The sequence below is a fragment of the Thermorhabdus hydrogeniformans genome (genome assembly GCF_049310025.1).
Taxonomy (GTDB): domain Bacteria; phylum Bacillota; class Thermosediminibacteria; order Thermosediminibacterales; family Tepidanaerobacteraceae; genus JBJYKD01.
In genome coordinates, this window is sequence record NZ_JBJYKD010000009.1 from 1 (window position 1) to 13,817 (window position 13,817).

14 protein-coding genes are annotated in these 13,817 nt (G+C 43.9%); all 14 read right to left on the reverse strand.

The features are described 5' to 3' along the window. Positions 1-176: 176 nt before the first annotated feature. A complete protein-coding gene (locus tag ACKX14_RS06115) occupies positions 177-2,306 on the reverse strand; it encodes an FtsK/SpoIIIE family DNA translocase (protein WP_422445704.1) in 2,130 nt (709 codons plus the stop codon). Between the two features lie 85 nt (positions 2,307-2,391). Next, positions 2,392-2,604, reverse strand: a complete 213-nt coding sequence (locus ACKX14_RS06120; RefSeq protein WP_422445706.1) for a YlzJ-like family protein — start codon at positions 2,602-2,604, stop codon at positions 2,392-2,394. A gap of 10 nt (positions 2,605-2,614) precedes the next feature. Then, positions 2,615-3,343 carry a ClpP family protease gene (locus tag ACKX14_RS06125; protein ID WP_422445708.1) on the reverse strand — a complete coding sequence of 243 codons (729 nt, stop codon included), beginning with the start codon at positions 3,341-3,343 and terminating at the stop codon, positions 2,615-2,617. 90 nt (positions 3,344-3,433) lie between these two features. After that, a complete protein-coding gene (locus ACKX14_RS06130) occupies positions 3,434-5,101 on the reverse strand; it encodes a ribonuclease J (RefSeq protein ID WP_422445710.1) in 1,668 nt (555 codons plus the stop codon). A gap of 26 nt (positions 5,102-5,127) precedes the next feature. Further along, on the reverse strand, positions 5,128-5,394 hold the full coding sequence (locus ACKX14_RS06135) for a YlmC/YmxH family sporulation protein (RefSeq protein ID WP_422445712.1): 267 nt from the start codon (positions 5,392-5,394) through the stop codon (positions 5,128-5,130). Positions 5,395-5,445: 51 nt separating this feature from the next. Continuing rightward, complete coding sequence (dut, locus tag ACKX14_RS06140; protein ID WP_422445714.1) at positions 5,446-5,895, reverse strand: dUTP diphosphatase; 450 nt, start codon at positions 5,893-5,895, stop codon at positions 5,446-5,448. After that, a complete protein-coding gene (gene alr / locus ACKX14_RS06145) occupies positions 5,888-7,084 on the reverse strand; it encodes an alanine racemase (RefSeq protein WP_422445716.1) in 1,197 nt (398 codons plus the stop codon). The genes dut and alr overlap by 8 nt, the downstream gene beginning before the upstream one ends. 70 nt (positions 7,085-7,154) lie before the next feature. Then, complete coding sequence (locus tag ACKX14_RS06150; RefSeq protein WP_422445718.1) at positions 7,155-7,877, reverse strand: polysaccharide deacetylase family protein; 723 nt, start codon at positions 7,875-7,877, stop codon at positions 7,155-7,157. Between the two features lie 140 nt (positions 7,878-8,017). Continuing rightward, the gene (locus ACKX14_RS06155) at positions 8,018-10,123 is read right to left on the reverse strand and encodes a polyribonucleotide nucleotidyltransferase (protein WP_422445720.1); all 2,106 of its coding nucleotides are present in this window, start codon (positions 10,121-10,123) and stop codon (positions 8,018-8,020) included. Positions 10,124-10,236: 113 nt separating this feature from the next. Then, on the reverse strand, positions 10,237-10,506 hold the full coding sequence (gene rpsO / locus ACKX14_RS06160; RefSeq protein WP_422445722.1) for a 30S ribosomal protein S15: 270 nt from the start codon (positions 10,504-10,506) through the stop codon (positions 10,237-10,239). A 122-nt stretch (positions 10,507-10,628) separates the two neighbouring features. Beyond that, complete coding sequence (locus ACKX14_RS06165) at positions 10,629-11,561, reverse strand: bifunctional riboflavin kinase/FAD synthetase (RefSeq protein ID WP_422445724.1); 933 nt, start codon at positions 11,559-11,561, stop codon at positions 10,629-10,631. A 14-nt stretch (positions 11,562-11,575) separates the two neighbouring features. Further along, the gene (gene truB / locus ACKX14_RS06170) at positions 11,576-12,466 is read right to left on the reverse strand and encodes a tRNA pseudouridine(55) synthase TruB (RefSeq protein ID WP_422445725.1); all 891 of its coding nucleotides are present in this window, start codon (positions 12,464-12,466) and stop codon (positions 11,576-11,578) included. Continuing rightward, positions 12,463-13,434: a DHH family phosphoesterase gene (locus ACKX14_RS06175; RefSeq protein ID WP_422445727.1), complete on the reverse strand. Its 972-nt coding sequence runs from the start codon at positions 13,432-13,434 to the stop codon at positions 12,463-12,465. Before ACKX14_RS06175 ends, truB begins: the two co-directional genes overlap by 4 nt. Position 13,435: 1 nt before the next feature. Next, positions 13,436-13,807, reverse strand: a complete 372-nt coding sequence (gene rbfA / locus ACKX14_RS06180; protein WP_422445729.1) for a 30S ribosome-binding factor RbfA — start codon at positions 13,805-13,807, stop codon at positions 13,436-13,438. Positions 13,808-13,817 lie beyond the last annotated feature (10 nt).

Sequence of the window (13,817 nt, forward strand, 5' to 3'; positions counted from 1 at the left end):
TTGTCTTTTTTACAAAAAGTGAGCTAAATATTTTCCATTTTGTTATTTTTAGGTACTTGACTTTTTACCGCAGGACTTATCTTCTTTATTATTATATTTCCCTGGTAATAGCATATTTAACATATTTTAGATAAGATTCGCTAAACTTTCTTTTATAATTTCGACCAAATATGACGTCAACTGTTAAAATATTTTTCAAATTGCTCTCGGGTAATCAGTATTTCCCTGGGCTTTGTGCCTTCAAAACCACCGATAAAACCTCTCTCTTCCATTTGATCTATCAATCTTGCGGCTCTGGCATATCCGATTCGCAGTCTCCGCTGGAGCATTGAAATGGAAGCCTGCCCGCTTTCTATAACCAGCGACAGGGCTTCTTTAAACAATTCATCGGTGGCTTCTTCTTTTTTATCCGCTTCTATTTCCTTAAAATCCGAAAGAGTCTTTTCATAGCAGGGTTCTTTCTGCTTTTTGACGTAATCCACCAGTTTTTCCACTTCTTCTTCCGAAATATATGCTCCTTGGACTCGAACAGGTTTTGCGGCTCCCACGGGAAAGAACAGCATATCCCCTTTCCCCAATAGTTTCTCCGCTCCGGATATATCCAGTATGGTCCTGGAATCCACCTGCGAAGAAACGGCGAAGGAAATTCGAGACGGGATATTGGCCTTTATAAGCCCTGTTATGATATCCACAGATGGTCTCTGAGTAGCCACTACCAGGTGAATTCCAGCTGCTCTGGCCATTTGGGCAAGTCTGCATATGCTGTCTTCCACCTCTCTGGGGGAAACCATCATTAAATCGGCCAGCTCATCGATTATGATAAGAATTTTTGATAGAGGGCTGTCTGTCTTTATTTCATTGTAACGATTTATATCCCGAACACCTTCCTTTGCAAAGGTCTGGTAGCGATTCTCCATTTCTGAAACCATCCAGTTCAACGCTGCGGCGGCTTTTTTCGGCTCGGTAACCACCGGCGTCAGAAGATGCGGGATGCCGTTGTATACGGTAAGTTCAACCACTTTAGGGTCAATCAACATTAATTTTACTTCATGGGGAAACGCTTTGCACAGGATGCTGGAAATAATCGTATTTATGCATACACTTTTGCCCGATCCTGTGGCTCCCGCTATAAGCAGGTGGGGCATTTCCGAAAGATCGGCCACAACGGGATTTCCACTTATGTCTTTACCCAGAGCGATGGTAAGTTTGGAAGAGGATGTTTGAAACTCGGGCGAGTCAATGACATCTCTTAAAAACACACTGGAAATAACCTTATTTGGAACCTCTATGCCTATGGCGGCTTTACCGGGAATGGGCGCCTCTATTCGCACATCGGGAGCCGCCAGACTCAAAGCTATGTCGTCGGCCAGACTTACAATTCTGCTTACTTTTATCCCCGGTGAAGGCTGGATTTCAAATCTGGTGATGGCCGGACCGCAACTTACCTGTACAACTTTTGCCTGAACCCCGAAACTTTCCAGGGTCTTTTCAAGGATTTGAGCATTGTTTAAAAGCTCCTTTTCGCTGAAAGAGCTTTGTTTTGCGGTATTTCTCCGCAGCAATGAAAGGGGCGGCAATTTGTAATTTGTATCAACACCGTCGTTTCTGTTTAAGACCAGTGGTTCTTCCGCGGCGCCTTTATTTTCGGTTTTTTCCTGTTCTTTAGCGGGTGCGACTTCTGGCTTGGAGATTGTAATGGTTGGCTTTTCAAGATTTACCACTTTGTTTTTTTCGTCTTTTTCTCCGGGCAGTATGCTGATGTTTTTTCCCCGCCGCCCATTTTTAGCCTTTTGAATTAAATCAATTATGGAAATACCGGTTGAGAGGATTATCCCGATGGTCACCAGGGTAAACATGAATATATAGGAGCCTGTAACGCCAAAAAGGTTGAACAATACGGTTACCATTATTTCGCCCAGAATTCCGCCTCCCTGGCCTTTCAGGCCGAGGTCCGCACTCTGTCTTAATCTTTCAATAAAACCGTTTCCCATTATGTTTGTGTGGATTTTTATATGAATCAAGCAAATAAAAACAAGGATTATGGTTATGATCCCAAACAATCTGGGGGTCAGAGAGGGATTTTTCCTGTATGACATGCAGTATATACCCCATAATATCATAAAAATTGGGACGGCTACAGCAGCCAGACCCGAAAAGCCACGAAGGTTTTTATTTAAAAAAATCCCCAAAGCCCCGGCGGCGTTAGTATATATGGAAAAGATTCCTATTATGCCCATGCAAATCAATAGGAGGCCGTAAATCTCCCATCGCATATCTTTTTTTACAGTATGCAGAGTTTTACCCATATAATACACCTCAATGTTTAATTCTCCATTTTTTTTAAAAATCCTTTTTTAAATGAAAAACAGGCCTTACGGCCCGAGTTTGAGTCTATATCTTAAAATGGATTATCCTACCGGGAAAAAAGTTGGGATTCAAATAATCCTGGGGATTTGTGCTGAAAACCCTGACTATCCTGCCCATATTTATGTCGATGGGTTCTATCAAGAGTTTTACATTATCTATTTCTATCTCCCTGAATTCGTACTTCTTATCCATTCCTTCCAAAACCAGCTCCACAGGCATGGTCGTATAAAGCAGCATATAAATCACCCTATCCTGCTAAATTTTTTTGCTGGATGAGTTCCTGCAGTTTTTTAACAGCATGTCCGATTCCACCCACCTCATCTATAAGCCCGTAGTTGACAGCATCGGAACCCACCAGCACGGTCCCGATATCCCGTGCAAGCTTGCCGGTGCTGAACATCAATTCTCTAAACGTGGCCTCATCGATATTCGAGTGCTCCACCACAAATCGTATCACTCTGTCCTGCATTTTATCAAGGTATTCATAGGTTTGAGGGACTCCGATGACAAGCCCCGTTAGCCTGATGGGGTGAATTGTCATGGTCGCCGTTTCGGCTATAAAGGAATAGTTGCTGGCAACGGCGATGGGGACGCCGATACTGTGGCCGCCACCTAAAACCAGCGAAACACTGGGTTTGGTCATGCTGACTATCATTTCAGCTATGGCAAGGCCGGCCTCGACGTCGCCGCCCACGGTGTTTAAAATGATAAGGAGGCCTTCTATTCTTGGATTCTGCTCTATGGCCACCAACTGGGGAATTATGTGTTCATATTTGGTGGTTTTATTTTGAGGCGGTAACACTATATGGCCTTCTATCTGGCCCACAATGGTGATGCAGTGGAAATTGCTTTCAGGTTTGGGCACCTCCAATTGGCCCAACTGCTGGATTGTGTTAACCGACGCCTGAGGAGCGTTCTTCTCGCCCTGGGTTTCGGGTAAAACGGTAGAATTAAATATCCCATCATATGCCGGCATTCGTGTAGATCATCCTTCCAGAAAAGTTTTTCTTTTATATTTTTCGACTATTTGGTGTAAATATACAAAAAAAGTATGACAAAATTGCTGTCATACTTCCATAATTATTGGCAAAATCATGGGCCTTCGACGGGTTTGTTCAAAAAGAAATTTCCCGAGGGAATCCCTTACCTGGGATTTTATGGTGGACCACTCGCTTATTTCTTCTTCCTGACACTTTTTTAGGGCTTGTTTAACTTTTTCTCGAGCCTGTTCCATGAGTTCCTCCGATTCCCTTACATATACAAATCCCCGGGAAATAATGTCGGGACCCGCAACGACTTCGGCGGTTTCCCTGTCTATGGTTACAACCACTATTAAAATCCCATCTTGTGAAAGCTGCTTTCTGTCTCTCAGCACTATGTTGCCCACATCTCCGACACCCAGGCCGTCAACCAGCACCTTGCCGGCTGTAACCCTTCCGGTCATCTTTGCAGTATCCTGGGTAAACTCCAGAATCCTGCCATTTTCAGCTATAAATATATTTTCATCCGGGATGCCGACCTGTTTGGCCAGTTGAGCATGGTGGATCAGATGCCTGTATTCTCCGTGAACGGGAACAAAAAATTTGGGTCTCACAAGGTTCAACATCAGTTTAAGTTCTTCCTGGCTGGCATGCCCCGATACGTGAACTCCCGAAATGGCCTCATAAATGACATTGGCTCCCTGCTTAAAAAGGTGGTCTATGGTCCTTGCCACAAATTTTTCGTTTCCAGGTATGGGAGTTGCCGATATCATCACCGTATCACCCGGCACTATTTCTACTTTTTTGTGTTCGGACATGGCCATGCGCGTCAGAGCGGACATGGGCTCTCCCTGACTGCCCGTTGTTATGATGACAACTCTCTCCTTGGGGAGCCTGGCCAGTTCATCCAGCTCCATCAGGAGGTCTTTGGGAATGTAGAGGTATCCCAGATCAAGGGCGATATTCACCACGTTGACCATGCTTCGACCCACTACAGACACTTTTCTGTTGAACTTGTGTGCCGAGTCAAATATTTGCTGTATCCTGTGTATATTTGATGCGAATGTCGCGACAATAATCCTGCCAGGGGCTGTCCGGAAGATATCTTCTATGGTGTTTCCGACAACTTTCTCTGACATGGTATAACCCTCGCGCTCGGCATTGGTGCTGTCGGACATGAGTACCAGCACACCCCTGGACCCCAATTCGGCAAATTTGTGCAGGTCAGCGGTTCGACCGTCCACGGGAGTTTGATCAAGCTTGAAATCGCCGGTATGGCAAATCACACCAACGGGCGTGTGAATGGCAAGACCAACGGCGTCGGGAATACTGTGATTCACCCTTATAAAGTCCACCGTGAAATTCCCTATCCTGACCGTAGCGGGTGGCTTGACCACATTCATGGCTATATTTCTCTTAAACTTTGTTTCTTTTAATTTACCGTCAACAAGGCCCATGGTAAGCCTTGTCCCGTACAGGGGCGCATTTATCTGCTGAAGCACATACGGCAGTGCGCCTATATGGTCTTCATGTCCATGGGTTATTATAATGCCTCTTATATTTTCTTTGTTTTCCACAAGGTAAGTGATATCCGGAATAACAATATCTATCCCCAGCATTTCTTCTTCAGGAAACATAAGGCCCGCATCTATCACAAGAATATCTTTATCGTACTGCACCACGGTCATATTTTTGCCAATTTCACCTATACCGCCCAATGGTATAATGAGAAGTTTTTGCCCGTTTTTTGACAATAAAAAAACACCTCCAAAAAGTTGCTTTACAGCTTCCACGCCTTTTTCGAATTCTGGTTTTCCATATCGATGATAACTATATCCGGCCCGATTTTTTTTACGGCTTCCCAGGGGACTTCGGTATAGCTCCGTTCGCTCAATAAAAAGAATGCAGGTTTTTTATTTGGAATTAGCATGTAAATGATTTTGCCCGTGTTTTCATCCACCACCAGATCGGTACTGCCTATAATTCCAAGCCGCGCACCATCAAAAAGGTTTACTATTTCTTTTCCGCTCAATTCACCAAGTCTCATCTTAATTACCTCCCCTATATTTTATGAGGGGAAAGGCAATAAAATGCAAGCTTACATTCCAGTGTGGCCGAATCCGCCTTCACCTCTTAAAGTTTCATTTAACTCTTCCTTTTCATTAAACTCCGCTCTGATTACCCTGGATATCACCAGTTGCGCTATGCGATCACCCCTCTTAACAGTGAATTTTTGCTTTCCATGGTTTATTAATATTACCTTTATTTCTCCCCGGTAGTCCGCATCGATAGTCCCGGGGGCGTTTAACAAAGTAACGCCGTAATTGGCGGCCAAACCGCTTCTGGGGCGAATTTGAGCTTCGTAACCCGGAGGAAGTTCGATTATTATGCCAGTGGGAATAATTTTATACTCCCCGGGTTCAATATGCGTTTCTTCAAAAAGGTTGGCGGCAAGGTCCATTCCTGCAGCCTGTGGAGTCATATATTCTGGCAAAGGCAGATCTTCTGCCCCCTTTACTCTTTTAACACCGATTATTATTTTATCCAATTGATATTTCTCTCCTTTTACCGCCTTCATGTTCTTCATATATTTCGGCAAATTCCTGCCTCAGGTCAGTAAAAGTCCGTCCGGCCGTATGGTAGACCCGCGGCAGGTTATAGCGTAAATTAACTTTTCTTGCAGTAATTTCGACTATATCCCCGACGACAATATCTTTTAGGCCCGTGACATCGGCCATGCAGCTCTGCATGCCTATCTTCCCTATAATGTTACAGTATTGCCCGTTTATCCTGACCTTTCTGTCAAGGCTTGTAATGCCTGTACCGATTAATATTTGTTTTATGAATCCTTTCAGGCTCTCCCACAGGCCGCAAGGCTGGGAGACCTGGAGCTCCAGGCCATCGTAATATCCAAAAGGAATTACGGCCACCACAGTGGGCCTTTTAGTTTTAAACCTGTTACAATATCCCACATTATGACCGGCGGGTAACTTTTTAATAAAAACAACTTTTGAAAAAACCCTGGCCGGCTTTTGTATATCCAGAGGATGCGACGGACACAGCCCGTACATTAGATTCCCTATCCTTACCATATCCAGATGCATATCCGGATATTTTAAAGCGGCAGTACTGTTGCATGCGTGCTTCAAAGGGATATTATAACCTTCTTTTTCCAAGCGCTTTAAAACGGATTTAAATATATTAAACTGTTTCCTGGTTATGGTTTCGGAAAAAGCCGACGAAAAATGGGTGTACACTCCTTCTATATATATATTTTTAAAGCTGGTGTCTATTATTTTAAAAAATTCCACCGCATGTTCCGGTAAAATTCCAAACCTTCCAAACCCCGTATCCACTTTCAGGTGAATGCAGGCTTTTCTGTTCAATTTGACCGAGGCTTCGTTGAGGGCTTGTACCACATCAAAAGAACAGACGGTGGCGGTTAGATCATACTGTAACACCGTTTCTGCCTGTTCGGGCAAGATTACATTAAAGATAAGCACGGGAATTTTTATGCCGTTTTCTCTTAATGCAATTCCCTCTTCCAGGGTCGAAACCCCCAAATAATCCACGCCGTTTTCCACGGCACATCTGGCTACAGGTACAAGGCCGTGGCCGTAGGCATCGGCTTTAACCACCGCCAGCAGTTTGACATTCCCAATGTAATCCTTTACAGCTTTGATGTTTTTTGAGATCGCGTCCAGATCGATATCTACCCAGGAAGTTAGATCATGCATTTGTATAACCTTTCTATCATTATTTTATTATTTATTACAAGTATACATGAAATGACGGTCGATTTCAACTTCAAAATTGCTCTCCGAATAACAGTTCTCCGACTGTTGCTACTTTATACCCTTCGCGCCGCAAATTTTCAATTACTGTCGGCAGAGCTTTTACGGTGTCTTCGGTGGGGTGCATCAAAACTATTTTCCCGTTGCCGGCATGTTTCAGAATTTTGTTTACTATGTAGTTTACCCCGGGTTTCTTCCAGTCGATTGTATCGATAGTCCACATGATGACACTGTAGTTTAACGATTCGGCGGCTTTTATGGTGTTATCTGAAAATTCACCGTAAGGTGGTGCAAAAATCGAGGTCTTTTCTCCGGTAATTTTTTGGATTATTTCTTCCGCTTTTTTTATTTCCCGGAGATTCTGTTCAAGTGATAATTTTGCATGGTGAGCGTGGCTGTAGCCGTGGTTTCCAATTTCATGGCCTTTTGAATGAATTAATCTTAAAATCTCCGGGTATTTCTCCGCCCAGCGGCCTTCTATAAAAAAGGTTATCTTTACATTTTTTTCTTCAAAGATTTTCAGCATCTGTGGAATGTATTCGTTGCCCCATGCCACATTGCACGTAAAAGCCACAATCTTTTTATCGTTCGGCCCCTGGTATATGGGATTTGCCCTGTTGAAGGTTTCTACGCTGCTCGGTGTGTAAACCTTAAATAAAGTCCAGATAATTACAAAAAATACAAACAAACCGACCCCGAGGAATTTCTTAGATAATTTAAAGGTATAAAAGCCCATAACAACCGCCTTCCAATCTAAGCTCTAATAAATATTATTTTAAAAATATAAATTTATGACATAATTTTAAGCTCTGTTCGGGCTTTGAGGTGAGGTCATCGAAAAGATCATAAAAAAAACATAAACCGATGTGATTCGGTTTATGCTTCCGCCCGGCTCTTATGCTGTACACCTTCGTAAAGAACATCTTTATGGGATAGGTTTATCCGCCCCTGTTTATCGATATCCGTAACCTTGACAAGGATTTCATCGCCTATTTTAACCACATCTTCCACGCGCTTTACCCGATCCTTCGAAAGCTTTGAAATATGAATAAGCCCTTCCTTTCCCGGCAGGATTTCTACGAATGCGCCAAAATTGGTTATTCGTAAGACTTTGCCCAGATATATCTTGCCCACTTCCACATCCTGCGTGAGTTTCTGGACAATGTCCACGGCCTTTTTGCCTGCTTGTTCATCGGGTGCCGCAATATATATCCGTCCATCATCTTCTATATCAATTTTTACGCCGGTATCGGCAATGATTTTATTTATGGTCTTTCCTCCGGGGCCGATGACATCTCTTATCTTGTCGGGATCAATGGTGATGGTGAAAATCCTCGGGGCATAAGGAGACAGTTGTTTACGGGGTTCCGATATTACCGACAGCATCTTATCAAGAATGAACAGGCGCCCTTCTCTCGCCTGGGCGAGGGCCCTTCTCAGTATATCCTCATCTATTCCCTTTATTTTGATATCCATCTGGATGGCGGTAATGCCTTTTGCGGTACCCGCCACCTTAAAATCCATATCTCCCAAAAAATCTTCCATTCCCTGGATGTCGGTTAAAATTGTTATTTTATCGTCATGCTTTATCAGCCCCATGGCCACTCCAGCCACGGGGGCTTTAATTGGTACTCCCGCATCCATCAAGGCCAGTGTGGAACCGCAAACGCTGGCCATGGAAGTGGAACCGTTGGAGCTCAGGACTTCGGAAACGAGCCTGATGGTATAGGGAAATTCTTCTTCCGAAGGAATCATGGGTTCTAAAGCTCTTTCGGCCAGGGCGCCATGACCTATTTCCCTCCTGCCGGGCCCCCGCAGGACCCTGGTTTCGCCGGTGCTGTAAGGCGGAAAATTGTAGTGGTGCATGTACCTCTTCGACTCCTCAATACCCAGATCGTCAAGGATTTGAACATCTCCCAGTGCACCAAGGGTGGCTACCGTCAGGACCTGGGTTTGTCCCCTGGTAAACAATCCAGAGCCGTGAGTCCTCGGCAAAATTCCGACTTCGCAGGAAATGGGGCGTATCTGCGTACTGGTTCTGCCGTCGGGCCTTATTCCCTCATAGGTGATCATTTTGCGAACTTCTTCTTTTAAAATATTGTACAGGACGTCGGCTATTTCCTTTTCTTTTTCAGGGAAAATATCCTGGAAATGAACAAGAGTATCCTCGTTGATCTTTTCTATAAACGCCTCGCGCTCCTGTTTATCGTATATCCTTATGGCTTTCAGTATCTCCGGTGTCGCAAACTCTCGAACGGCCTTTTCCAGTTCCTCATCAACCTCGCTGATGGGGACTTCCATTTTGGGTTTGCCAATTTTTGCTATAATATCTTCCTGGAATTCCACTATCTTTTTTATTTCTTCATGCCCGAACATTATTGCATTTAACATTTCCTCTTCGGTCACTTCATTGGCGCCCGCTTCCACCATTAGAACCGCGTCTTTCGTTCCAGCCACCACCAGCCTCAGGCGGCTTCTCTCCGATTCGGCAACGGTGGGGTTTATCACGAATTTCCCATCGACAAGACCTACGGAAACAGCTCCAACGGGCCCGTCAAAAGGTATATCCGAAATACAAAGAGCCGCCGAAGCACCGTTTATGGCCACAATATCCGGGGTGTTATCCTGGTCCACCGATAGTATTGTAGCTATGACCTGCACATCGTTTCTGAAACCTTTTGGAAAAAGCGGTCTCAAGGGTCTGTCTATAACCCTTGCCGAGAGAATGGCTTTCTCGCTGGGCTTTCCTTCTCTTTTTATAAATCCTCCCGGTATCTTTCCTACGGCGTATAACCTCTCTTCATAATCCACCGTCAGCGGTAAAAAATCCACTCCTTCTCTGGGCTTTTTTGTGGCTGTGGCCGTCACCAGCACCACCGTGTCACCGTATCTTATTAGAACTGAACCGTTGGCCTGTTGGGCTAGCTTTCCCGTTTCTATAATCAGGGTCCGGCCTGCTATTTCTGTTTTAAATTGTTCCAAGAACGCGTTCCTCCCTTTTAAAAATTTGGTTTGAAAATATAATAATTTTTTATTCTACATCAAAAATATTATTTCCTTCTTTTATATAAATTTGAGCGGGGAGACCCCGCTCTTTATTTTCTCAAATCCAATTTGTCCACAAGGCTTCTATAGCGCTCGATATCCTTATCCCTTAAATAGTTCAGCAATGCGCGCCTCTTGCCCACCATCTGCAACAACCCCCTGCGAGAATGATGGTCTTTCTTATGGAGCTTCAGGTGTTCCGTCAGTTGGTTGATTCTTTCTGTAAGAATGGCAATTTGCACTTCGGGAGACCCGGTATCGTTCTCATGGGTCTTGTATTTTTCGATAATTTCTTTTTTGGCTTCCTTTGACAGAGCCATGGTGATCACCTCCTTACCTTTCAAATCCCCAGTTGCCCAGTATATCGCCGGAGCTTCGATTAACCGAGCAAGGGTTCATTTTACATATTTGATTTTATCATAGCTGCAAAAAAAAGTAAATTTTAAGATGAGAGGTTGTCCAGAATATTTTTCGCCTTAACAAAATCGCTTTTAACCTGGCAAATCAAATCTGAAACGCTGTCGAACTTTACCTCTCTTCGAATGCGGTCTATAAAAAATACCTCAATAGTTTCTCCGTAAATTTTTTGGTTGAAATTAAACAAATGCACTTCCAGAGTCACATGATTTTTGCCGAAAGTGGGTTTGGTTCCGATATTGGCCACGCCTTTAAAAGTCTTTTCCTGCCATTCAACCAACACGGCGTATACACCTGAGGCGGGTAACACTATATCCGGTGAGAAGGAGATGTTGGCTGTGGGAAAACCCAGCTTCCTCCCGACGGCGTCTCCATATACCACCGTCCCCTGGATGCCGAAAGGCCTTCCCAAAAAAGCACCGGCCTTTTTTACATCACCGTTGCTGATCAGGGACCTTATAAGAGTGCTGCTGACTATTCTCCCTTCATAGGTAACAGGAGGTATTACAACCGTATCGATGCCTTCTGCGCGGCAAATATCTTCCAATACATGGGCGGTACCTTCGCCCTTATATCCAAACCTGTAATCAAATCCCACCAATACCACTCTCGCCCTGCATTTTTCTATCAATATGTCATAAATAAAATCTTTATAATTCATTTTTGAGAATTCTCGAGTAAAAGGAACCAAAACCAAATTGTCTATCCCAAAACTCTCTATTATCTTTTCTTTCTGTTTCAGGTTCAAGAGCAGGGGGTCTGCTTTATCGGAACGCAAAATCTTTGATGGATGAGGTTCAAACGTGAGAATGGTGGATTGAAGATTTCTTATTTTTGATTGTTTGACCAGTTCTTTTATCAGTTTCTGATGGCCCAGATGGACGCCGTCAAAATTTCCCAGGCCGCAGGCGGTAGGTGTGGAAATATTTAAAGAGGATAATTCTCTGTAAATGTTCATCTTTTCCCTCAATCCTAAATAAAAGATTTGACAACGCGCACAATCGTTCGCTGATTTTTTTGTAAAACCTCGCCAATCCCCAAAAAACGGCCGTTACCGTAAACCCTGACCAGGTCGCCGGCTTTAATTTTTGCTTGATTCTGATCGACGCTATAAACCTTTCCTTTCGAGAAAAGTCTTTCGTCAATAAACGAAATTTCTATGCCGGGTATACCCTCAAGACAGCTATCGATGGGTTTAATTATTTTATCTAATTCATTGTTCAGCACATACTGTTCAATTTCTTCAAGCGTCAGTGAATTGTTTATACCAAAAGGTCCCGAACCGGTTCTAACCAGGCAGGAAAGGCACGCCCCGCAACCCAGCTCCCGACCTATATCCTCACAAAGGGTTCTTATGTAGGTCCCTTTGGTGCAGGTAACTTTAAAAATTGCTCTATCCCCACGAAAATCAAGCAGCTCCAGGGATTTTATTTCAACGGTTCTGGGCTTTCGTTCCACGGTGATACCTTTTCTGGCCAGCTCATAGAGTTTAACTCCTCTGTAATGTACAGCTGAGTACATCGGAGGAATTTGTTCGATGACTCCTGTAAACTTTTTTAAAGCTTGCTTTATTTTTGGAATATCTACACGTATCTCGCTGGTCGCTACGACATTTCCCGTTGAGTCCCCTGTATCGGTGACGACTCCCAGGATCATTTCGGCCACGTACTCTTTATCGTAATCCTCAAAAAACTGTATGGCTTTGGTGGCCTTGCCTATAAAAACGGGCAGCACTCCGGCAGCGGCGGGATCCAAAGTGCCGCCATGGCCGATCTTCTTAATTCCGATCAGTTTTCTGAGGCGATTTACCACATCGTGAGAAGTCATTCCTGGAGGTTTTAATACATTCATTATTCCCTTCAACCGGATTCCCCCGACAGATGCATGATAATGGATTTCAACACGGCATCCCTGGCTTCCCAAAGAGACGTTTTTAAAATGCACCCCGATGCCCTTGCATGACCGCCGCCGCCAAAATCCTCCGCAATTTTACTTACATCAAGCCATTCGTTTGATCTCAAACCCACTTTTATAAAGTCTCCTGTTTCCCTGAACAGGACGGCCACTTCCACTCCTTCTATTTCCCTGGCGTAGTTTATGATCCCGTCAGTGTCTTCTTCCCTGGCGCCGGAAGTTTCCATCATGCTTTTTGTTATATACATGCTTGCGACTTTTCCGTCCCCGGAAATTTCAAGGGTATCCAGGGCGGATTTCAACAAAAATATGGAGCTCAGGCTTTTTGTCTCGAAAACGCGGCGGCTAACAAAATCCGGCCGAACACCCATTTCCACTAGCTCGGCCAGGATTTTCAGTGAAAAAGGGGTCGTATTGGAGTAACGCGCAGAGCCGGTATCGGTGACAATTGATGTATACAGACATAATGCTATTTCGTAATCTATCCGAGTTATTCTTTTTATAAGACGGTAAACTATTTCACCGGCAGATGAAGCCTTGCTGTCCACCAGATTGATATCCCCGAAAAAGGAATTGCTCTTGTGGTGGTCAATATTTACTACAATATTCCCCAAATCTTTTAATGCTCTTCCAAAACCCAGCCTCTGTGTGTCACCGCAGTCAAGGGATATAACCACATCGCATTTATTTACATGCGCTCTAATAATATCATCGCTCCCAGGTAAAAACTTGTATTTTTCAGGGATGGCATCGTTGATAACCGCAAATACAATTTTCCCCTCTTTTTTTAAAGCCAGGGCCAGAGCAAGTAAAGAACCGACACTATCGCCATCAGGCATTATATGGGAGGTAATGATAAAAGTTCGATTGTCTCTAATAATACGACTTAAAATATCCAGCTCCAAATCCATATCCATTTCAGCCGTCTCCATCCCTTTCGTCGTTTGGACCGGCTATTTCTTTAAGCAGTTTTGAAATGTAAATTCCGTATTCGATGGAGTTATCGATCTTAAACGAGATTTCAGGAAGAAACTTTAGCTGAACTCTGTTAGCCAATTCCTTCCGAATAAAGCCCTCGGCATTTTTTATGCCCTCCATAACCCTGTTTTTGGTTATCTCATCGCCGTACATGCTAAGAAATATTTTGGCATGCCTGAGGTCTCGAGTTACTTCCACTTTCGTTACAGAGATTAAACCGCTTATCCTTGGGTCTTTTAAGTCTTTATTTATTATTTGGCTGACAGCTCTTTTTATCTCCTCTGCCACCCTTTCACTGCGCGAAAAGTCCACTTTATAAGCC